The organism is Halomonas sp. AOP5-B2-8 (genome assembly GCF_052376475.1).
GTDB classification, from domain to species: domain Bacteria; phylum Pseudomonadota; class Gammaproteobacteria; order Pseudomonadales; family Halomonadaceae; genus Vreelandella; species Vreelandella casei.
Genome location: NZ_JBQSVS010000002.1, coordinates 54,730 through 75,330 on the forward strand (window position 1 = coordinate 54,730; position 20,601 = coordinate 75,330).

The following is a 20,601-nucleotide window of genomic DNA, read 5'->3' on the forward strand; positions in this document are numbered from 1 at the left end:
TGATTAAAACGCCGCATAAAGACGACCGGGATTAAATATGCCATGGGCATCCAGTTCCGCCTTCAGGTTACGATGATATTTTTCCACTACCGCGTTTAGCGGTGTGAAGGGATCTACGGCGCCGCCCTGGGAATGAGGTGTGTAGCAGGTCGCATGGCCGCCCGCGGCGTTGCAGGTAGCGCGCAGCGTGTTTGCATCCAACGTTGTCTTTACCCAGCGCTGGCTGCCCGCCCAGTCGTAAAAGATATTTGTTTTAGGAATATCCAAGGCTAGAGGCGCCGTGTTCGGCGGCAGCGATAGGCGCCACAGCGCTTGATCATCGTCGGGCTGAAAGAACGTGTGAGTATGATCGCGTAGCTCGCGCCAGAAACTGGCATCAAGCGACTCACCGCCCAAGCGTTCCTGCGTCGCTTGAACCGAGCTTTTGCCGCCCTCTAAGCGTAGAAACAGCTCGCCGTGATGCCAGGCAGCCGCCGTGATTGGCAGCGGCTGACGGCCCAGTTCGGCGAGTTTTTTGAGCGCATCATCAAGACTGTACGTTAACCGCAGGCTGTGAGTGGCTGTGGGGATCGGCAGCACTTTAAAGGAAATGTCGGTCAGTACGCCTAGAGTGCCCTGTGCACCAGCCATTAAGCGCGAAAGATCGTAACCGGCGACATTCTTCATCACTTCGCCGCCAAAGCGGAGCAGCTTGCCTTCTTGAGTGATCACTCGCGTGCCCAGCACGAAGTCGCGCACCGCACCCGCCCAGGGGCGGCGAGGTCCGGAAAGCCCAGTGGCGACGGCGCCACCAATGGTGCTGCTTTCAGCGAATAGTGGTGGCTCGAATGCCAGCATTTGATTCTGCTCTGCTAGTACGGCCTCTAAGTCATTAATACGCGTGCCAGCGCGCACGGTTACCACTAACTCTACCGGGTCATAGCTCACAATGCCTTTGTGTTCGGTCATTTGCAGTGTTTGGCCTTCCACGGGGCGGCCATAAAAAGCGCGGGTGTCTCCGCCTACAATACGTAGCGGGGTGCGTTCGGCATACGCGCTGCGCACCTGTTCGCACAGGGCATCAGCGATATCGCGGTCGGCGGCATGCATCGCTCGTTCGGTCATGGTCTTTCCTAGTTTTGGGTCTTGCCTAGTTATTATCGTGGCTAGGGTAAATGTTAAAAACGTGGCAACTCCGGGTGTGGTAACTCGTTGTTATGCACATGCATCGCACCAAATTCAGCGCAGCGTGCCAGCGTCGGAATGTTCTTACCTGGGTTCAGCAGCCGCTGTGGATCAAAAGCCGCTTTTAGCGCATGAAAAACACTAATTTCATCCGGCTGGAACTGGCTGCACATTTGGTTGATTTTTTCGCGACCAACGCCATGCTCGCCGGTGATAGAGCCGCCCACGGCCACGCAGAGCTCAAGAATCTTGCCACCCACCTCTTCGGCAAGCGCCAGCTGGCCCTCTTGGTTGGCATCAAATAGGATCAGCGGATGCATATTGCCGTCGCCTGCGTGAAACACATTGGCCACGGCTAACCCGCTTTCTTGTGAAAGGGCGGCAATGCCTTTAAGCACCCGGGGAAGTTCGCGGCGTGGAATCGTGCCATCCATGCAATAGTAATCCGGCGACATACGGCCCACTGCGGGAAAGGCATTTTTACGCCCCGCCCAGAACTTGGCACGCTCGACTTCATCGCGAGCCTGCTGGATGTTGGTGGCCCCGGCATCTTCCAATACTCGGCGTACGGTAGCGCAGTCGTCGTCGACATCAGCCTCAACGCCGTCTAGCTCGCAGAGTAAAATTGCCTCGGCGTCGAGTGGGTAGCCAGCTCTGACAAAATCCTCAGCGGCTTGGATGGCGAGCTTATCCATCATTTCTAGGCCGCCGGGAATAATGCCTGCGGCAATGATGTCACCAACGGCCCGACCGGCTTTTTCGATGTCATCAAAGCTTGCCATCAGCACTTTAGCCGTTTCCGGTTTGGGCAATAGCTTGACGGTAATTTCAGTAACTACCCCCAACATGCCTTCTGAACCGTTCATTAGTGCCAGCAGGTCAAAACCGGGCGCATCTAGCGACTCAGCCCCCAATGTCATGTGCTCGCCCTCAATGGTGAGCACGTCAACGCGCATTACGTTATTCACCGTAAGACCATATTTTAAGCAGTGCACGCCGCCGGCGTTTTCAGCCACATTGCCGCCAATAGAGCAGGCAATTTGCGATGAAGGGTCGGGCGCGTAGTAGAGCGAGTAGGGCGCGGCGGCTTCAGAAATAGCCAGGTTGCGCACGCCGGGTTGAACACGCGCTAAACGAGCATCAGGGTCGACTTTCAAAATCTTGTTAAAGCGCGACATCACTAGCAGTACACCTTGCTCCAGCGGCAGCGCGCCGCCTGAAAGCCCGGTGCCTGCACCGCGGGTGACAACGGGTACGCTGAGTGCATGACAGCGTTTGAGCAGCTTTTCCACCTGATCAAGCGAGTCAGGCAGCGCCACCAACATGGGCAATACGCGATAGGCTGCTAACCCGTCGCACTCAAAAGGTCTCAGGTCTTCCTCACGATGCAGAAGTGTCATTGCGGGAATGGATTGCTGCAGGTCGTTTAAAACCTCTGCTTTATCACGGCTAACGAGCGGACCATCTAGGCGCTCATCAAAGAGGATATTCATGATGACATCCCATGCTTATTGTCATTAAAGGATAACGCTGGCTATTTTCACGAACATATTTCAGGCACGTGCATATTTCACGTACAGCGCGTTTGCGCCACGTGGTTTCAATTTGGGCTTTTTTTGCGCGTCTGTCTAGACCGTGGTGCATTGGTCTTACCATTCATTGGTCGACAGAACGCTTCCTGTGCTGCTGAGTGGCGCTAGGTCCGCTCAGCCGTTAGCGATACTCTTGTCATAATCAGGGTTAATCACGCCCGCTAACGTGGCTACCTCAATTTTATTGCACAAGTGGTCACGCAGGATTTGGCCTAACAGCGCACCGTCACGCTTTTCGAGCGCCGCCATCATGTTTTCATGATCCTTGACCGCCTGGCTCCAGTAACGCTCGGTCATTTTCTTGGAGTAACGCACGCGCTTAACGCGTTGATTTAAGTTGCTATAGGTTTCTTGTAAAACGTCATTATTCGCCGCGGCCAGAATGCTTTCATGAATCTGGCGATTGACCTTGAAATAGGGCAATAGATCGCGATTACGGTAGTGCTCTAGCATCGTATCGTGGAGCTTTCGAATGGCGCTAATTTCAGCGTCACTTATGTACTCACAGGCAAGTTCACCGGATAGCCCTTCTAGGGCCGCCATTAAATCGTAAGTGTCTTTAACCTTTTTGAAGGTCAGCTGTACCACCCGTGCGCCTCGGTTGGGCAGCAGCTCGATAAGGCCTTCGGTGGCGAGCACCTTCAGCGCTTCACGCAAAGGCGTGCGCGATACGCCGAAGCGATCACACAGCTGCTTTTCAGATATTCGTTCTCCGGGGGAAAGCTCGCCGTGCTCAATGAGTTCGCCAATTCTATCGGCCACTTCGCGATACAAGTTGCGCTGCAATATCTTTGTCATTCTTCAGTTCCTTGTCAGTGGCGCACTTGACTTGTTGCCAAGCTACCCAGACCACTTGGATCGTTTGAGCACGATACCATTTGCTTAAACCTAGCGCCGAGTACAGCCGACTTTGCTTAAAACCGTCTTTGCATAGTGGCTATTATTTGCATGATCTGCAAAAGTAATTATGAATTCAGTATTCACGATGTCAGCATTTTGCTGGCGATATTGTCATCTTAACAATCACAAAGGTAAAACCGATGGCCGGACAAGTATTCCACTGCAGCGTGCAGCTTCCTAGGGAACAAAGTAGAAAAGTAATCGAAGGCGCTATAGCGCTGGCCCGCGAAGCCAGCCTCCCGCCGCTAACCATCGTGGTATTAGATGGCGGCGGTAATTTAGTGGCAGCAGAACGGGAAGATGGCTGTGCACCGTTGCGTTTTCCAGTGGCGCAGGGGAAAGCCTATGCTTCACTTGGCATCGGGGTTGCCAGCGGCGTGTTAGGAGTTCGCAACGCTGAACGCACGGCGTTTGTTGCCAGCGTTTCGGCGGCTTCCCAGGGGCATTTTGTGGCCGTGGCGGGCGGAGTCCCCATTTTGAATGATCAGCAATGTGTGATTGGCGCGGTAGGCGTAAGCGGTGCCTCGTCTGATGAAGACCAGCAGGCCGCTATAGCGGGTATTGAGCTAGCAGGTTTACGTTGGGGGCTTGAGCCTAGCTAGCAATATAGCGGGATAATTGTGATTCAAGAGCGGGCTGTGTGGCTTATTCGAGCCACTGCCCGTTTTTTTATGTGTGAAGGTTATTAGAGAGAGCTTAAAAAACAACGCGTTGCAGTTTTGTTTTTGCGACAAGACGAAAGTTTAATACCTAATTTTGAATTTTGAATTCAAATTGATGTGGGGAAAGCCTTTGCTGTAGATGCCTATTAGCAACGCGTTGGTCTATTCAAACAGCTTCCCATGCAGGTTCCATCGTGAGCTAACGCTGCGGTGGCGACATAGCCAACAACAACAAATGCTTCACTTGGAGTTCACTATGAAACTGCTCAAAACAGCGCTGGCAACGGCCATTGTATCGCTTGGCTTGCAGGCCGCCGCCGCTAACGCCGCTATTGAAGTGCGCCTTGGTCATGTGGGTGGCCCTGGCTCGTTATTTGAAATTAGCGCCAACCGTTTTGCTGAACTCGCCAACGAACGCTTAGAAGGCGTTGCCGAAGTAAACGTTTATGGCAACAGCCAGCTGGGCAGCGATGAATCAATGATGCGTCGTTTGCGTTTGGGTTCACTGGATCTCTCGATACCCTCCACGGTCATGAGTTCGGAATCAGATCAGTTTGCGCTGTTTGAAATGCCGTATTTAATCGCTGACCGCGAGCACATGAAGCGCGTGCGCGATGAGGTCGTACGTGGGCCCATGTATGACGCCGCTGAAGCCCGTGGTTTTAAAATTATCGGGGTATGGGAAAACGGTTTTCGTCAGATCACTAACAACGTTCGGCCGATTGTTGTTCCTAGCGATCTTGAAGGCATAAAGCTGCGCACGCCCAGCGGTGTATGGCGTATTGAAATGTTCCGTAGCTACGGTGCGGCGCCTTCCCCGATGTCGCTTTCTGAAGTGTTCGTGGCGCTACAAACCGGGGCAATGGACGGCCAGGAAAACCCATTAATTCAAACCTACTCCTCGCGCTTCCAGGAAGTGCAGGATTACCTCTCCATTTCCAACCACGTTTACACCCCTGCCTACCTAACCGCTGGTGCTAGCTGGAGCCGTCTACCGGAAGAAGTGCAGCAAGTGCTCGAAGAAGTGGCCGTTGAAATGGAAGACTTCGTGTTAGAAGAAGGTCAGCGTCTCGATGATGAAACCCTGGCGAAAATGAAAGAAGAGGGAATGGAAGTCAACGACGTCGATTTCGATGCTTTCGTTGAGGCCTCACAAACTATCTACAGTAAGTTTGCCGATGAAGTAGACGGTGGTCAGGACTTGATTGACTCAGTGGCTGCGCTACGCGAGTAAGTCCCGCGCCAATCTATCAGAGGTGCAGCGCTCGATACGCGGCACCTCGTCTCTCGGAGGTCTCAATGAGTACTTTTACAAAATTCAAGAACGCCTATTTTTCGTTTCTTGAAGGTATCGTCGTGATTTTGGTAATTGCGCTTGCGGGCGTGGTCACCGTCGGCTTCGTGACCCGCTATCTAGGTTTTCCCTTAAGCTGGTATGACGAGCTGGCGGCTGTGTTGCTGGCCTGGGTGACCTATTACGGTGCGGCGTTGGCCGCCGCGAAAGGCGCGCATATTACCTGCCCCAGCGTGCTTAATATGTGCCCGCCTGTCATTCGTGTGCCGGTCGCGCTGCTAGCCGAGGCTATCACCATCGGTTTCTTTATCTTCCTTGGCTTAGCAAGCTATCAGGTGATGCTGATTCTTGATGGCGTCAATATGGTCAGCCTCCCCGCCATCTCAATGCAGATAACTCAGTCGGCTATTCCCGTTGCTTCCGTACTGTTCATTATTGCTGAACTGCTGCGGCTCCCCGACGTGATCAAAAGTGCTCGAGGTAAAGGCTTTATTGATCATGAACTTGAAGAAGCAGGCCTTGACGCAGATGCCGTCGAAGCCGTCAGCACACAGCAGCGAGGGTAAGCAGACACCATGGTCATACTGTATATCTTTATCGCATTAATTCTGCTGATTCTTATCAATGTGCCTGTTGCGGTGGCATTAGCATTGGTGGGAACCGTTGCAACGTTCATGTCGTATGGCAGCTTGGCAATGCCGACGGTCGGCATGACGATGTTTGAGGGCGCCACCAACTTTCCGCTGATTGCGATTCCGCTGTTTATTCTCGCCGGTGCCATTATGAACGCCTCGAGTATATCGCGGCGCTTGATTGACTTAGCCATGGCAATGGTAGGGTTTATTAAAGGCGGTTTAGCGATGGTTACCATCGGCGCTTCGGTGTTTTTCGCTGAAATTTCAGGATCTTCCGTTGCAGGCGTATCGGCCATAGGCAGTATTTTGATTCCCGCGATGCGCAAGCGGGGCTACACCAAAGAATTTGCCGCTTCAATTTCCTCTTCGGCTGCCAGCCTGGCCATCATCCTGCCGCCTTCTATTCCGATGATTCTGTATGCGGTCATGTCGGGTGAATCGGTGGTACAAATGTTTGTTGCCGGTATCTTCCCAGGACTTTTAGGTGCAATGGGCTTGGCGGGGATGTGCTACTACCTGGCACGCAAATATAACTTCCCCTCTGAAGGGCGCTTTCGGGTCTCGCAGCTATGGATCGCTTTCAAAGAAGCGATCTGGGCACTGTTGATTCCGATCATCATTCTAGGCGGTATCTTTGGTGGGTTCGTTACTGCGACCGAAGGCGCAGCGCTGGCGGTATGTGTCGCTATCTTTATCAGTGCGGTGATCTATCGCGAATTCACCTTTAGAAATTTCATCGACTCTTGTAAGAGTGCCGGCGTGCAAACCGCGGTGGTGATGCTACTGGTGGCAGCGTCAGCGGTCGTCGGTGGGTATCTGACTGAAACGCGTATTCCCCAGCAGATTGCGATGCAGATTAGCGAGCTTACCAGCAACAAGTACATGATTTTGGCACTACTCAACATCATCTTCTTGATTTTGGGTATTTTCCTGCACTCTGCCGCGGCGATTATTTTGGTCGTGCCCATTGTTTTACCGCTAGTGCTTGAAGTGGGTATCGATCCGCTGCACTTCGGCCTGATCGTGACGTTAAACTTAGCGATCGGCCAGCAAACACCTCCGGTGGCCAGCGTGCTCATTGCGGCGTGCTCCATTGCTAAATCGGACATATGGGCAACCTCGAAAACCAACCTGTGGTTCATTGCCGTGCTGTTTACGATCCTGATGATTAATACCTATATTCCGGCGTTTGCGCTGGCATTAGTGAATTTTGTCTACGGATAACGTGACCGTTGGTCGAGAGCTGAAAGGTAATACTCGAACACGACATGCCTAACAGGAGTAGCAGATGAGCAACGTAAACGAACCCAATCACGTCGATAGCGTTCGCTTTGAGCAGCGTAACGGGGTGGCTTGGATTGGCTTTAATCGGCCCCAGAGCCGCAATGCCATGACCTGGGAGATGTACGACGCCCTGGAAAAGCACTGCGATCAGCTGGTCGACAACGACGATATTCATGCGATTGTCTTGCACGGCGTAGGCGGTGAAGCGTTTGTAGCCGGCACCGATATCGGTCAGTTTGCAACCTTTAACAAGGCGAGCGATGCCATTGACTACGAGCGGCGTATTGATCGTGTTGTCGGCAAACTTGAGGCCTTTCCCAAGCCCACGCTGGCGCTGATAGAAGGTGCCTGTGTGGGGGGCGGGGCGGCACTGGCGCTAGTGTGCGATTTTCGCTACGCCACCTCGACGCTCAAGTTTGGCGTACCCATTGCTAAAACGCTGGGCAATACGCTGTCGATTAATAACGTTTCGCGCATGATCGATATGCTCGGCGTTGCGCGGACAAAAGAGGCGCTGATGATGGCGCGCCTGTTTGGTGCCGATGAGGCACTCGCGACGGGATTAATCAATCAGCAGTTCGGCGCAGGCACCATCTATGCCGACGTGGCGATACTCGCAGAGGCCTTTGCTCAGCGTGCGCCGCTAACGCTTAAGGCCAGTAAGGCGTTGATTGGACGTGCGCTGGAGCAGCGACGTCTTCCCGCCGACGCGAGTGATGACTGGGTAACCACCTGCTATATGAGCCAAGATTTTGCCTCGGCAGTGGATAAATTCGTCAATAAAACGCCGTTTAAGTGGTCTGGCCATTAGTTTTCGGCCAGAGCTTACATCGACTAACTAGGAGGAAAGCCCGTGCTTCCCCTACAAGACATAAAAGTGCTGGATGTATCGCAAATTATGGCCGGTCCCTACTGCACCATGGTGTTGGCTGACATGGGCGCTGAGGTGATTAAGGTGGAGAAGCTCAATGGCGGTGATGACAGCCGCCAAATGGGGCCTTACGTCAACGGCGAATCGACCTGCTTTTCACAGATTAATCGTAATAAAAAGAGCATATCGCTTAATCTAAAAGATGAACGCGCTAGAGAAATTTTCTATCGCTTAGCCGCTGATGCCGATGTGATTGTCGAAAACTACCGGCCTGGCGTCACAAAATCGCTGGCCATTGATTACGACACGATTAAGGCCATCAACCCTGGCATCGTGTACTGCTCCATTTCAGGCTACGGACAAACCGGGCCGTATAGCCACAAAGGTGGATTCGACCTGGTGGCGCAAGGCATGACGGGATTGATGTCGATGACCGGTGAGCAGGGCAAACGCCCGCTGAAAACCGGCATTGCTGTTTACGACATTGGGGCGGGACTCACCGCGATTTATTCAATCCTGGCGGCATGCATTCACAAGATGAAGACGGGCGCCGGCCAGTATATTGATATCGCCATTACCGAGTGTGGCTTGCCCTGGTTTACCTGGGAGGCGGCAGCGTATTTTTCTGAAGGCACCGTGCCTAAGCCAACGGGGTGGCGCCATCGCGTGTCTGCGCCTTATCAGGCCGTCAAAGCCAGCGATGGCTATTTGATGCTCGGCTGTGCCAATCAACGAACCTGGGAACGCTTTTGTCAGGATGTCTTAAAACGCGAGGAGTTAATGGCAGACCCGCGTTTTATCACTAACCAGACGCGCGGTCAGCACGTTGAAGAGCTGGAAGCGTTGCTTGAAGAGCTGATGGCCGACCAAAGTGTGAATGAGTGGCTAACGCTTTGTGACCGCGCGGGTGTACCGGCAGGGCCTATTAACGATTTCGCTCAAGCCATGCAGGATGAGCACTACGTAGCGCGAGGCATGGTGCAGGAGATGGATCACCCGGTGATAGGCAAAATGAAGACGATAGGCTTTCCCAGTAAGTTTTCGGAAACGCCCTCGCAAATTCGTAGCCCTGCACCTTTGTTTGCTCAGCATACTGATGAAGTACTTGATAGCCTGGGTATTTCTGGTGAAGAGCTTGATGCTTTACGCGCTGAAGGATGCATCAAGTAACGCTTTTTTGATGTGATAAATTGCATTCATTATCCATTTTGAATAACGCTAAGCGGCAGATCCAGCCGCGAGCCGTACAACAACAAACAGGAGCGTCATCATGTTAAAACTTAATTTTCACCCATCCGGTCGTCATTTTTTGCAAATTCCTGGCCCATCACCGGTGCCAGACCGCATCTTACGCGCGATGAGCCTGCCCACCATTGACCACCGTGGGCCGGAGTTCGGCGCGCTGGGTCTCGAACTGCTGAGCAAGGTTAAAAAAATATTCAAGACCGAGAACCCGGTAATTATTTACCCAGCGTCAGGTACCGGTGCCTGGGAGGCCGCGTTAGCCAATACCATGTCACCTGGCGACCGTGTGCTGATGTTTGAAACCGGCCACTTTGCCACGCTATGGCAAAAAATGGCTCTGCGTCTGGACATTCAGCCCGAATTTCTGAGCCTGCCTGGCTATGAAGGCTGGCGCCAGGGTGTGCAGGCAGACATGATCGAAGCGCGCTTAAAAGAAGATACCGGTCACGAGCTGAAAGCGGTGTGCGTTGTACATAACGAAACCTCTACCGGCGTCACCAGTGACATTGCGGCCGTGCGTAAGGCTATTGATGCGGCGGGCCACCCTGCATTGCTGATTGTCGATACTATTTCAGGCTTGGCCAGCGCCGACTTCCGTCACGATGAATGGGGCGTAGATGTTACTGTTTCCGGCTCCCAAAAGGGCCTGATGCTGCCGCCAGGCATCAGTTTTAACGCGCTCTCACCTAAAGCAATCGAAGCGAGTAAGCAGTCGACATTGCCAAAAAGTTTTTGGGCTTGGGATGAAATTCTAGAGGCCAATAAGAACGGCTACTGGCCCTACACGCCAAGCACTAACCTGCTTTACGGCCTGAATGAAGCGCTGGATATGCTGTTGGACGAAGGTCTCGACAATGTGCTGGCTCGCCATCAGCGCTGGGGAGCCGGCGTGCGCGCAGCGGTAGCAGCGTGGGGGCTAGAAATTCAGTGCCAGGACTCTGCGGTGTATTCGCCGGTACTGACGGGTGTGGTGATGCCCGAAGGCGTTGATTCGGATGCGGTGCGCAAGATCATTTATGAGCGATTTGATCTTTCACTTGGCATGGGGCTGGGTAAGGCCAAGGGCAAGATGTTCCGGATTGGCCATTTAGGCGACTGCAACGATCTAACCCTGATTGCCACCCTGGGCGGCTGTGAGGCGGGCATGAAGCTTGCTGGCGTGAAGCTGAAGGGAAGCGGTGTGCTTGCCGCGCTGGATTACTTTGCAGCTAATCCGCTCAATGCAGGCGCAGCAGAGCGCTAAATGACGGGGGAGAGCCACATGACGTCTCTGACCAATCATCGCCTGCCCGGTGATGCCAAGATTCGACCGCTCGGCGAGTTTGCCGAGCGGCTATCCCGCGAAATGGAAGGTGAAGTACGGTTTGATCGGGCAACGCGGGGGCGCTATTCAACCGATGCCTCTATTTATCAGGTGACGCCGGTAGGCGTGGTCATCCCGCGCCACCAGCAGGATTTGAAAATAGCGCTGGATATCGCCCGAGATGCTAGCGTGCCGATATTGGCGCGGGGAGCGGGGACTAGCCAGTGTGGCCAAACCGTTGGCGAGGCGCTGGTGATTGATACTACGCGCTGGCTCAATCAGATCGTCGATTTCGACGCCGAGGCACTCACCGTGGTGGTCGAGCCAGGCATTGTGCTTGACCACCTGAATGCGTGGCTTAAGCCGCATGGGCTATGGTATCCGGTGGATGTTTCTACCAGCGCGCAGTGCACGATTGGCGGAATGACGGGCAATAACTCATGTGGGTCTCGCTCGATTTACTACGGCAATATGGTGCATAACGTGCTGGGCGTCGAGGCGCTTTTAGCCGACGGCAGCGCGGCCAACTTCGGTTTCGTGGACAGTGTCGCTCAAGGCTCCCAGGAGCAGCGCATTGCTGAGCAGATCAAGGCCATCGCGCAGCGTGTCGCGCCTGAAATACGTGACCACTTCCCCAAGGTGTTGCGGCGGGTAGGTGGTTATAATCTGGATCTGTTCGATTGCCAAAATCCTATTCCCTATGATCTTGACGGGCGTGCGAACCTCGCCCACTTATTGGTGGGCTCTGAAGGGACGCTAGGCGTTAGCCAGCGTATTAAGCTCAGGCTGTCACCGCTGCCCGAGCAAAAAGTCCTGGGCGTGGTGAATTTCCCGACGTTTTATCAGGCGATGGACTTCACTCAACATATCGTCAAGCTTGGCCCCACGGCGGTTGAGCTGGTTGATCGCACGATGATTGAGCTATCGCTGGAAAATCCTGCGTTTCGGCCTGTCATTGAAAAGGCGCTAATTGGTAAGCCTGAAGCGATTTTGCTCGTGGAGTTTGCCGGCCAAGACCACGCGGCACAGATGGAGGTACTGCGTGGCCTTAGTGAGCTGATGGCTGATTTAGGCCTGCCTGGCAGCGTGGTCGACATGCCAGGAGCCGCTGAGCAGAAAGCATTGTGGAACGTGCGTAAAGCTGGGCTCAACATCATGATGAGTATGAAGGGCGACGGTAAGCCGGTTTCCTTCATTGAAGACTGCGCGGTGCCGCTAGAGCATTTGGCGGAGTACACCGAAAAGCTGACCGACGTGTTTAACCGCTACGGCACGGAAGGCACCTGGTATGCCCACGCAGGCGTCGGCACGTTGCACGTGCGCCCGATTCTCGACATGCGCCGGGATGGCGCAGAGAAAATGCGTGAAATCGCCGAGCTAGCCTCCGCGCTAGTGCGCGAATATAAAGGCGCCTACTCCGGTGAGCATGGCGATGGTATCTGCCGTGGCGAATGGGTGGCGTGGCAGTTCGGCGAGACGATCAACGACGCCTTTCGTGAAATAAAGCAACTGTTTGATCCTCACAATCTGTTCAATCCGGGCAAGATTGTCGATACTCCCAAAATGGACGACGAACGCTACTTTCGTTTTCCTAAAGCCTATAAAACCATCCCGCTAACCCCGGTGTTTGACTGGTCCGCTTGGAATGTAAAGCGTGACCCGCTCACCGGCGAGCAAACGTCGCCAGGCAGCGGCGGCGATGCCACCCATGGCTTGGCTATGGCCGTGGAGATGTGCAACAACAACGGCCACTGCCGTAAGTTTGACGCGGGAACCATGTGCCCAAGTTTTCGCATTACTAAGGATGAACAGCATTTGACCCGGGGCCGCGCTAATACGCTGCGTCTGGTGCTTTCCGGCCAATTGGGTGATGAAGGGCTTGCCAGTGACGATGTCAAAGAGGCGCTGGATCTATGCGTTTCGTGTAAGGGCTGCAAGCGCGATTGCCCCACGGGCGTGGATATGGCCAAGTTCAAAATAGAGGCACGTACCGCCCGCGCGCGTCTTAAAGGAATCTCTCTACGTGACCGTATGGTGGGGGAAATGCCGCGCTACGCCCCGTGGGCCAGCAAGTTTTCCGCATTGGTCAACGGCGTTGAGCGAGTCCCTTTTTTAGCCAAGCAAATCAAACAGGCGCTTAAGCTTGCGCCCCAGCGTTCGCTGCCTCTATTTAACGGCAACTTCCTTGCCAGTGCCGAGGCGTCCCCGCACGCTGCGCGGGAAGTGCTGCTGTTCGTTGATACCTTTAATAACTATATGGAAGGCGATAATGCCAAGGCGGCCAAACGGGTGCTGGAAGCAGCGGGCTACCGCGTTCATCTGAATGTTACGAAAGGGCAGCGCCCCCTTTGCTGCGGGCGAACCTATCTATCGTCGGGCCAGTTCGATAAGGCCAAAGCAGAAGCCAAGCGCACCCTTGAGCATCTGATGCCCTTTGTGGAGCGTGGTGTGGCCGTCGTGGGGCTAGAACCTTCTTGCTTACTCAGCATGCGCGATGAGTTTCTGCAGTACGGCTTTGGTGAAGAAGCGAAAGCACTGTCGTCATCGGCGTATTTGTTTGAAGAGTTTTTGGTCAACGCGCGTGCGGCGGATCAGCTTCCGCTGGAACTTAAAGCGCTGCCATACGGGCACGCTATGCTGCACGGCCACTGCCACCAAAAGGCGTTTGATGCACTGCGCCCCGTCGAGCAAGTGCTAGGCTGGATTCCCGGCCTTGAGGTCAAAACAATTGAGTCCTCGTGCTGCGGTATGGCGGGCAGCTTTGGCTATGAAGCGGAGCACTATGAGGCATCGCTAAAAATGGCCGAGCTCTCGCTGTTGCCCGCTATTCGCAACGCTGATAAAGATGCCGTACTTATTGCTGACGGCACAAGCTGTCGCCATCAAATCCATGACGGCAGCGGTCGCGAAGCGATACACGTTGCTCGATTGCTGGAACAAGCGCTAGCCTGAAGGCTGTACATCAATAACAACCTAGGAGGTCAACGTGGCCATTTATCAATACGGCGAGCACCGCCCGGATATTCACGACGACGTATACGTTGCCGAAACGGCAGATGTTATCGGCCAAGTGACCTTAAAAGCGCATTCAAGCGTGTGGTATCAGGCGGTATTGCGCGGTGATTCGGATCACCTTGAGGTTGGCGAAGAGAGCAATATTCAGGATGGCGCAGTGCTGCATGCAGACCCAGGCTTTCCGCTTAAAGTAGGTAAAGGCGTAACGGTAGGGCACCAGGCCATGCTGCACGGCTGCACGGTTGGCGATGGCTGCCTAATCGGTATCCAGGCGGTGGTGCTCAATGGCGCGGTGATTGGTGAAAATAGCTTAGTAGGTGCCGGTGCCTTTATTAAGGAAGGCGCGGTGTTCCCAGCTAACTCCTTAATTGTTGGTTCACCTGCTCGCGTGGTGCGAACGCTTTCCGAGGAAGCGGTGGCGGGTCTGAAGAAAAATGCTCAGGGCTACGTAGAGCGTAGCAAGCGCCATCGCCAAGAACTCAAGCGAATAGACTGACTGCACTTGTCCCGCTCCAAACGTAAACCCCCAGGCCAAGGCCTGGGGGTTTACGTTTCTGCTACAACAACCGCCACTTTTACATTAACGGGTCGGTCACGCCGATCACGTAGAACGCAACCAGTGCGATGATGCCGGTAAAAATCAGATAGTAAATGGTGGGTAGGATCGTCTTGCGGATCGTCGTGCCTTCTCGGCCCAATAGCCCGACCGTTGCCGACGCTGCGACCACGTTATGGATAGCGATCATATTACCCGCCGCCGCACCTACCGCTTGCAGTGCAATCATCATCGCCGTCGAAAGGCCAAGGGATTGCGCGACGCTGAACTGGAACTCTGCCAGCATTAGGTTAGACACGGTGTTGGAGCCTGCAATGAAGGCGCCCATTGCCCCTACAGCGGGTGCAAAGAAGGGGTAAATGCCACCTACGCCATCGGCCACCGCTTGCGCCATCATCACCGGCATAGACACAAGGTCTGCGCCATTAACACCCGAGTTGATCAGGATACGTACCATCGGCACGGTGAAGACCAACACGAAGCCTGCACCAAAAATCGTTTTGGTGGACTCTGAGACGGCGGCGCTAATTTTTTGTGGATTCATGCGGTGCAAGAAGTAGGTAATGATCACCACTGCTACAATAATTCCACCGGGTAGATACAGCGGCTGCACGCCGCCGCTAACGCCCGCTTCGCCAAGAATGTTGTTCCAGTCCAGGCTGATTGACGTTAACGCGACGCGCAGCGGCTCAATGGTCCGTGATGCGACTAAGAACAGCGCCAGCAATACGTAAGGTACCCAGCCTTTAAAGGTCGACATAGGCGCTTTGCCCGCAACGTCTTCCAGCTTGATTTGTAGATTGCCAATCCACTCATCGGGCCAAGACGAAGATTCAGGAAAGTCCCAGGTATCTTTAGGCAGCAAGAAGCCTCGCTTGGCGGCAGGCACCACAATCGCTAAGCCCACCATAGCGCCTATCATAGACGGGAACTCAGGCCCTAGCAGCACGCCGACTAGCATGTAAGGCACGACGAAGCAGATGCCGGTAAAAATAGCGAAAGGGGTAATCGACAACCCCTCTTTCCAGGAGCGGTTGGCGCCGAAGAAACGCACCATTACCAGCACTAGGATCAGTGGCATTAAAATGCCCACGATGCCGTGAGTAATGGCGACCGAACTAGTGATTTGTTGAAAAAATACGTCCCAGCTAGAGCCGACCGAATCAAGCTGAGCGGTAATGCCCACGCGATCCACACCGCTACCAACGCCCACCACAATAGGTGTACCGACGGCGCCGAAAGAGACGGGCGTTGACTGAATCATCATACCCACAACGACCGCGGCAAGCGCCGGGAAGCCGAGAGCCACCATCAGCGGTGCCGCAACGGCGGCTGGCGTACCGAAGCCAGAAGCGCCTTCGATGAAGCAGCCGAATAGCCAGGCCACAATCAACGCCTGAACGCGCCGGTCAGGACTAATGCCCGAGAATCCGTTGCGAATCGCGGTAATGCCCCCGGAGTGCTTGAGGGTATTAAGCAGCAGGATAGCGCCAAAGATGATCCATAGAAGGCCTGCTGTCTGAATCAAGCCTTGAATAGTCGATGCCACGACGCGGGTAAAGGACATATTCCAAACGGTTAGGCCAATAATGGCAGCCGTTAGGAAAACGAGAGGCATCGCTATCTTAGCGGGTACTTTAAAGCCTACGAGTAGAATGCCGGCCAGCAGCAGCGGCAAGAAGGCCAGAAGTGCAAGTGTCGTTTCATTCATGAGAGGAACTGCCCCTTGTTATTGATTTGGTACGCTCCGCGAAAACCGCCTGGATTGTGTGTTACCAGCCGGGTGTAAGTGAAAGATACGGTTAGGTTAACAAGATGACTACATTGGAAAATTGGTCTTACCTGTTAAAGCCATTTTTAAAGGCGAGTTAAGTGTTGGTTTTTTTGCCTAACATGATGTTTTTAATGTGTTTTTTAATAACCTGTAAAGTGAGGGGTATAGCGCTCTCGTTAGACTAATAGACACCGTTTAGCGGTGCCTATTGCACGCATAGTTTCTTAAGCTCATTGTTGAACCACGCCAAGCGCATTCGCACGTTTGATAACCACTCGTTTCCTCACCATGGGGCAGTACTGATGGCACTAAAACTCTATGATTTATGTGGTCGAGATGAACAGCTTCGTTTCTCACCTTACTGCTGGCGCGTACGCATGACGCTTGCCCATAAAGGTTTGGAATTTACCACCGTGGCGTGGCGCTTTCTCGATAAAAAGGCGCTGGAGTTTGCCGACTACGACAAAGTACCCGTACTTTGCGACGGCGATAAAGTCGTCACCGATAGCTTCGACATCATGCGTTATTTGGATCAAGCGTATCCCGACGCGCCCGTGCTGGGTGACGGCGTCAGCTATCAGCGCGTGCTGCTGTTCAAATACTTTGTTGAGCGCAGTGTGACACCAGCGTTATTTCGTATCGTGGGTCTGGATTTACTCGCGGCGGTACACCCGGATGATCGCGCTTACTTTCGCGAAACGCGTGAAGCGCGGTTCGGCTGCACGCTAGAAGAATTCAGCCAGCCAGAGCAGGGTAAACAACAGCTCAAGCAGGTGTTGGCACCGGTGCGCGATTTACTGCGTGAAAGCGCATTTCTCGACGGTGACTCCCCCAGTGGTTCAGACTATTTGCTGTTTGGCAGCATGATGTGGGCTTACATCGTATCAACACAGGCGATTGTAGAACCGGGCGATCCGGTCGACGAATGGTTCCAGCGCATGCTTAGCGTTCACGATGGGGTGGCAAGTAATGCCCTGACCGTACGCGACATATAACGCACAGGGCGGTGCAGCCACGGCCGCCTGATGCATTAAGAAAGCCTTAATTTGCTCAGTGAGTGAATCAACGCTTTCATTAAGGAGATGGCAATGATTGATCTGTATTACTGGACAACCCCGAACGGCCACAAAATCTCCATCATGCTCGAAGAGGCCAAGCTTGCGTATCGAGTGAAGCCGATCAACATTGGGCGGGGCGAGCAGTTTGACCCTGAATTTCTCGCGATCGCGCCCAATAATCGCATCCCCGCCATTGTCGATCACTCCCCGCAGGACGGTGGCCAGCCGCTATCGATATTTGAATCTGGCGCGATACTTGAGTACCTCGCCGATAAAAGTGGGCAGTTCCTGCCCTCGGAAGGCCGCGAGCGCTATATCGTCTTGCAGTGGCTGCACTGGCAAATGGGCGGCTTAGGCCCGATGGCCGGCCAAAATCATCACTTCTGCAACTATGCGCCGCAAAAAATTGAGTACGCCATTGAACGTTACGTGCTCGAAACCAATCGGCTCTATAGCGTGCTGGACCAGCGTCTAGCGCACCATACGTTCGTAGGTGGTGATGACTACTCGATTGCGGATATGGCGATCTACCCTTGGATTGTTCCCTGGGAAAAACAGCGCCAAACGCTAGAAGAGTTTCCTGACTTGGAGCGCTGGTTCGATATGGTGAAAGCGCGCCCAGCCGTGCGCCGCGCTTACGCGTTGGTCGAAGATGTTAATCCACAGGCGGGCGTTGAAATGGATGAGCAAGCGCGTAAGCACTTGTTCAATAACCGCTAGTCGCGGGTTATCGGCGGTAATAAAAATACGCTATAAGTGAGCAGGCGCAGCATGAGATAAAATCATGTTGCGCTGCACAAAAAGCACTGTTAACTTTATAGTCAGCAGAGGCAAATGCCTAGCTTAGAACCGCCTAATCAAGGCGTGTTGATGTGCTAGCTCACTTATGGGGATATGAAGATGGCTACTAAATCGAGTACTGATCAAACCGCGCAACAGCTTGAATCTGTGTTTGTATCGCTAATGCGCTCTTACACGCTGACCGCACTTGATTACTATGAACAGCTATTCAGTGCGCAGGTGGATGCTGCCCGCGCTTACTCCGATATGGCTATTTCACAAGCGCGGACTTGGCTTGATGTAAAAGACACTGACAGTTTCAAAAAAGCGCTCGAAAGCCAGCAGAAAACAGCCAGTGATTTCATGGAGCGTGTTAAAGGTGACACTGAAAAAGTGACGTCCATCAGTCAAAGCTTTGCTGAAGATAGCAAAAAGCAGGCTGAAGAAACCACCAAGAAAGCAGTAGAAACGGCTAAGCAGTAAGTTAGCTGATCTGGCTCAAAGCGCCGCTCCCTATGGGGTCGGCGCTTTTTTTTTACGCTTTGCTGGCACGATCGATTAAGCGCAGGCAGGCAATACGGATAATGTGTTCAATGGCCGTTTGCCGTTCGGCTGCCGCAGCGTTGTTCAAGCGTTCTTCAAAGGCGGCTAAAATTGCGCCACGATCTAACCCCTTAACGGCAATCACAAAAGGAAAACCAAATTTCTTTTTATAAGCTTCATTAAGAGATTCAAACTGAGCGAACTCATCGGCACTGCAATGATGTAGACCTGCTCCGGCCTGTTCGCTGGTGGAATCCTGCGTTAATTCGCCTGAGATAGCGGCTTTGCCAGCCAAATCGGGGTGGGCACGAATGACATTGATTTGCTGCTCGCTGCTGGCCTGCTGCAGCATTAGGCCCATAAGCTGTGCCAGCCCATCAGGGGCGTCATGCTCTTCATTTAGGCCGTGATGCCAGGCGGCTTCTGCGACCCAAGGCGAGTGCTCATACACGTCCCCATAGTGAAGCGTCAGCATTTCAAGGCTGCATCGGCTAGGCGCTGGTGAAAGTACTAATGGGCGGTGGGTCGACACTGAAATTCTCCTAGGCATGCAGTTTTTCAAAGCGTAAAGCGATAGACTTAATGTATACAATAAAGAACGGCAGCGGTACTCCTTGACCGATAGGCTCAACGGTACAACGGCATGGATGTCGATCAAGTATCGCCAATAACCTTATAAAATAGGAGCGGCTATGGGGCGTTTAACTACCCACGTACTGGATACCGCCACGGGACAGCCCGGGCAGGGGATTACTATTGAGGTGTTTCGCTTGACCCGCAGTGAACGCCAGCATCTAAGCACCGTCATCACTAACAGTGACGGGCGCTGTGATGCACCTCTTTTAGAGGGCGATGCGTTGACTGCAGCTGAATATGAGCTGGTTTTTCATGCCGGTGACTACCTGAGAGCCCAGGGCGTAGAGGCTAATGAGCCCCGCTTTTTAGATATGATTCCACTGCGCTTTGGTGTTGCTGATGTCAGCCAGCACTATCATGTGCCGCTGCTGCTATCGCCCTATGGCTACTCAACTTACCGCGGTAGCTAAAATCTCCGATTAACTATTACGTGATAACCAACATGCGCGATGAAGAGCACGATATCATTGCGGCTTGGAAGGAATGATCAGAGAGGCTAGCTATGAGTGATGCGCAGGCACCGGTAAAGCGGCGCGCTTCCGTTAATAAAAATAGCAAAGAGGGCGATGAGCGCCACGAAGTGATTTACCGGTCTATCAGCGATGCGATTGTGGAGCAACGTTTAAAGCCTGGTGCCCGGCTGCGTGAAGATGCGTTGTCGGAAGTATTTGGTATTAGCCGTACCGGGATTCGTAAAATCTTACAGCGCTTAGCGCTGGAGCAATTAGTCACACTCACGCCACGCCGCGGCGCTAGTGTTACCCGGCCAACCGCTGATGAAGCCAAAGACGTTTTCGATGCTCGTCAGTTAATCGAGTGCGGGTTAATGCCCGATGTGGCAAGACACATGAGCGACAAAGAAGCCGCTGAGCTTCGCGAAATGGCCCGCCAAGAGCGCCAAGCGCTGCGCAGTGGCCAGCAAAGTGTGGCTATTCGTCTCTCAGCGGATTTTCACTTGCGCTTAGCGCAGCTTTCAGGCAACGCCACCCTGGCGGAGTTTGTTGAGCGCCTGTGCTCGCGCTCTTCGCTGATACTCGCCGTTTACGGTCATCGCGGCCACCTGGGCTGCGAATCCCACGACCACGATGACCTAATCGGGCATTTAGAATCAGGCAACGGAGATCGCGCTAAAGCCTTTATGAGCCGCCACCTAAAAGCCATCGAAGCTTCGCTTTCCATGGTTGAAGAGCAAGAGAGCGCACCGGATTTGCAGCAGATATTTGGGGGTTAGGTTAGGTGCGCTTCATCAGTTAAAAACATCCCAGCCGCAGTAATTAATGGCAACTCTC

At 53.6% G+C, this 20,601-nt stretch carries 19 protein-coding genes; 14 read left to right on the forward strand and 5 right to left on the reverse strand.

The annotated features are described in order from the left end of the window. Positions 1 to 3 precede the first annotated feature (3 nt). The 3 genes from glcE to ACT3RP_RS04940 all read right to left on the reverse strand — a co-directional run bounded on the left by glcE (position 4) and on the right by ACT3RP_RS04940 (position 3,554). Complete coding sequence (glcE, locus tag ACT3RP_RS04930; protein ID WP_441686227.1) at positions 4 to 1,104, reverse strand: glycolate oxidase subunit GlcE; 1,101 nt, start codon at positions 1,102 to 1,104, stop codon at positions 4 to 6. A 53-nt stretch (positions 1,105 to 1,157) separates the two neighbouring features. After that, a complete protein-coding gene (gene glcD, locus ACT3RP_RS04935) occupies positions 1,158 to 2,657 on the reverse strand; it encodes a glycolate oxidase subunit GlcD (RefSeq protein ID WP_096278269.1) in 1,500 nt (499 codons plus the stop codon). A gap of 213 nt (positions 2,658 to 2,870) precedes the next feature. Beyond that, a complete protein-coding gene (locus tag ACT3RP_RS04940) occupies positions 2,871 to 3,554 on the reverse strand; it encodes a GntR family transcriptional regulator (RefSeq protein ID WP_096278271.1) in 684 nt (227 codons plus the stop codon). A 242-nt stretch (positions 3,555 to 3,796) separates the two neighbouring features. Between ACT3RP_RS04940 and ACT3RP_RS04945 the strand changes: the two genes are divergently transcribed. From ACT3RP_RS04945 to ACT3RP_RS04985, 9 genes are all read left to right on the forward strand, one after another. Further along, on the forward strand, positions 3,797 to 4,258 hold the full coding sequence (locus ACT3RP_RS04945; protein WP_483393380.1) for a GlcG/HbpS family heme-binding protein: 462 nt from the start codon (positions 3,797 to 3,799) through the stop codon (positions 4,256 to 4,258). A 316-nt stretch (positions 4,259 to 4,574) separates the two neighbouring features. After that, positions 4,575 to 5,552 carry a TRAP transporter substrate-binding protein gene (locus tag ACT3RP_RS04950; protein ID WP_096278275.1) on the forward strand — a complete coding sequence of 326 codons (978 nt, stop codon included), beginning with the start codon at positions 4,575 to 4,577 and terminating at the stop codon, positions 5,550 to 5,552. A 65-nt stretch (positions 5,553 to 5,617) separates the two neighbouring features. Continuing rightward, on the forward strand, positions 5,618 to 6,178 hold the full coding sequence (locus ACT3RP_RS04955) for a TRAP transporter small permease (protein ID WP_096278277.1): 561 nt from the start codon (positions 5,618 to 5,620) through the stop codon (positions 6,176 to 6,178). Positions 6,179 to 6,187: 9 nt separating this feature from the next. Further along, complete coding sequence (locus tag ACT3RP_RS04960; RefSeq protein WP_176483373.1) at positions 6,188 to 7,471, forward strand: TRAP transporter large permease; 1,284 nt, start codon at positions 6,188 to 6,190, stop codon at positions 7,469 to 7,471. A 64-nt stretch (positions 7,472 to 7,535) separates the two neighbouring features. Then, positions 7,536 to 8,342, forward strand: coding sequence for an enoyl-CoA hydratase (locus ACT3RP_RS04965; RefSeq protein WP_441686231.1), 807 nt, complete (start codon positions 7,536 to 7,538; stop codon positions 8,340 to 8,342). Between the two features lie 42 nt (positions 8,343 to 8,384). Next, positions 8,385 to 9,572 (forward strand): CaiB/BaiF CoA transferase family protein, encoded by a 1,188-nt coding sequence (locus ACT3RP_RS04970; RefSeq protein ID WP_441686233.1) that lies wholly within the window; start codon positions 8,385 to 8,387, stop codon positions 9,570 to 9,572. 100 nt (positions 9,573 to 9,672) lie between these two features. After that, complete coding sequence (locus ACT3RP_RS04975) at positions 9,673 to 10,890, forward strand: pyridoxal-phosphate-dependent aminotransferase family protein (RefSeq protein WP_444671380.1); 1,218 nt, start codon at positions 9,673 to 9,675, stop codon at positions 10,888 to 10,890. Between the two features lie 18 nt (positions 10,891 to 10,908). Further along, positions 10,909 to 13,902, forward strand: a complete 2,994-nt coding sequence (locus ACT3RP_RS04980) for an FAD-binding and (Fe-S)-binding domain-containing protein (RefSeq protein ID WP_483393381.1) — start codon at positions 10,909 to 10,911, stop codon at positions 13,900 to 13,902. Positions 13,903 to 13,936: 34 nt separating this feature from the next. Further along, positions 13,937 to 14,461: a gamma carbonic anhydrase family protein gene (locus ACT3RP_RS04985; protein ID WP_096278286.1), complete on the forward strand. Its 525-nt coding sequence runs from the start codon at positions 13,937 to 13,939 to the stop codon at positions 14,459 to 14,461. A gap of 79 nt (positions 14,462 to 14,540) precedes the next feature. Here ACT3RP_RS04985 and ACT3RP_RS04990 read toward each other — a convergent pair whose 3' ends face one another. Continuing rightward, complete coding sequence (locus tag ACT3RP_RS04990) at positions 14,541 to 16,232, reverse strand: L-lactate permease (protein ID WP_192536295.1); 1,692 nt, start codon at positions 16,230 to 16,232, stop codon at positions 14,541 to 14,543. A 365-nt stretch (positions 16,233 to 16,597) separates the two neighbouring features. Between ACT3RP_RS04990 and ACT3RP_RS04995 the strand changes: the two genes are divergently transcribed. From ACT3RP_RS04995 to ACT3RP_RS05005, 3 genes are all read left to right on the forward strand, one after another. Continuing rightward, positions 16,598 to 17,290 carry a glutathione S-transferase family protein gene (locus ACT3RP_RS04995; RefSeq protein ID WP_483393382.1) on the forward strand — a complete coding sequence of 231 codons (693 nt, stop codon included), beginning with the start codon at positions 16,598 to 16,600 and terminating at the stop codon, positions 17,288 to 17,290. Positions 17,291 to 17,383: 93 nt separating this feature from the next. Next, a complete protein-coding gene (locus ACT3RP_RS05000) occupies positions 17,384 to 18,073 on the forward strand; it encodes a glutathione S-transferase N-terminal domain-containing protein (protein WP_096278292.1) in 690 nt (229 codons plus the stop codon). Between the two features lie 180 nt (positions 18,074 to 18,253). Next, positions 18,254 to 18,616 carry a phasin family protein gene (locus ACT3RP_RS05005; protein WP_483393383.1) on the forward strand — a complete coding sequence of 121 codons (363 nt, stop codon included), beginning with the start codon at positions 18,254 to 18,256 and terminating at the stop codon, positions 18,614 to 18,616. 52 nt (positions 18,617 to 18,668) lie between these two features. Here the strand turns inward: ACT3RP_RS05005 and uraD are convergent, their stop codons facing one another. Then, positions 18,669 to 19,208 (reverse strand): 2-oxo-4-hydroxy-4-carboxy-5-ureidoimidazoline decarboxylase, encoded by a 540-nt coding sequence (uraD, locus tag ACT3RP_RS05010; RefSeq protein WP_441686239.1) that lies wholly within the window; start codon positions 19,206 to 19,208, stop codon positions 18,669 to 18,671. Between the two features lie 160 nt (positions 19,209 to 19,368). On the opposite strand from uraD, the gene uraH reads away from it, so the two are divergent. After that, positions 19,369 to 19,722: a hydroxyisourate hydrolase gene (gene uraH, locus ACT3RP_RS05015; RefSeq protein ID WP_096278298.1), complete on the forward strand. Its 354-nt coding sequence runs from the start codon at positions 19,369 to 19,371 to the stop codon at positions 19,720 to 19,722. Positions 19,723 to 19,814: 92 nt separating this feature from the next. After that, on the forward strand, positions 19,815 to 20,543 hold the full coding sequence (locus ACT3RP_RS05020; protein ID WP_444625119.1) for a GntR family transcriptional regulator: 729 nt from the start codon (positions 19,815 to 19,817) through the stop codon (positions 20,541 to 20,543). Positions 20,544 to 20,601: the final 58 nt, after the last annotated feature.

Excerpts from the sequence above, each read along its gene's own strand:
- glcE (WP_441686227.1), bottom strand. The coding sequence starts at position 1,104 with ATGACCGAACGAGCGATGCATGCCGCCGACCGCGATATCGCTGATGCC.
- glcD (WP_096278269.1), bottom strand. The coding sequence starts at position 2,657 with ATGAATATCCTCTTTGATGAGCGCCTAGATGGTCCGCTCGTTAGCCGT.
- ACT3RP_RS04940 (WP_096278271.1), bottom strand. The coding sequence starts at position 3,554 with ATGACAAAGATATTGCAGCGCAACTTGTATCGCGAAGTGGCCGATAGA.
- ACT3RP_RS04945 (WP_483393380.1), top strand. The coding sequence starts at position 3,797 with ATGGCCGGACAAGTATTCCACTGCAGCGTGCAGCTTCCTAGGGAACAA.
- ACT3RP_RS04950 (WP_096278275.1), top strand. The coding sequence starts at position 4,575 with ATGAAACTGCTCAAAACAGCGCTGGCAACGGCCATTGTATCGCTTGGC.
- ACT3RP_RS04955 (WP_096278277.1), top strand. The coding sequence starts at position 5,618 with ATGAGTACTTTTACAAAATTCAAGAACGCCTATTTTTCGTTTCTTGAA.
- ACT3RP_RS04960 (WP_176483373.1), top strand. The coding sequence starts at position 6,188 with ATGGTCATACTGTATATCTTTATCGCATTAATTCTGCTGATTCTTATC.
- ACT3RP_RS04965 (WP_441686231.1), top strand. The coding sequence starts at position 7,536 with ATGAGCAACGTAAACGAACCCAATCACGTCGATAGCGTTCGCTTTGAG.
- ACT3RP_RS04975 (WP_444671380.1), top strand. The coding sequence starts at position 9,673 with ATGTTAAAACTTAATTTTCACCCATCCGGTCGTCATTTTTTGCAAATT.
- ACT3RP_RS04980 (WP_483393381.1), top strand. The coding sequence starts at position 10,909 with ATGACGTCTCTGACCAATCATCGCCTGCCCGGTGATGCCAAGATTCGA.
- ACT3RP_RS04990 (WP_192536295.1), bottom strand. The coding sequence starts at position 16,232 with ATGAATGAAACGACACTTGCACTTCTGGCCTTCTTGCCGCTGCTGCTG.
- ACT3RP_RS04995 (WP_483393382.1), top strand. The coding sequence starts at position 16,598 with ATGGCACTAAAACTCTATGATTTATGTGGTCGAGATGAACAGCTTCGT.
- ACT3RP_RS05000 (WP_096278292.1), top strand. The coding sequence starts at position 17,384 with ATGATTGATCTGTATTACTGGACAACCCCGAACGGCCACAAAATCTCC.
- ACT3RP_RS05005 (WP_483393383.1), top strand. The coding sequence starts at position 18,254 with ATGGCTACTAAATCGAGTACTGATCAAACCGCGCAACAGCTTGAATCT.
- uraH (WP_096278298.1), top strand. The coding sequence starts at position 19,369 with ATGGGGCGTTTAACTACCCACGTACTGGATACCGCCACGGGACAGCCC.
- ACT3RP_RS05020 (WP_444625119.1), top strand. The coding sequence starts at position 19,815 with ATGAGTGATGCGCAGGCACCGGTAAAGCGGCGCGCTTCCGTTAATAAA.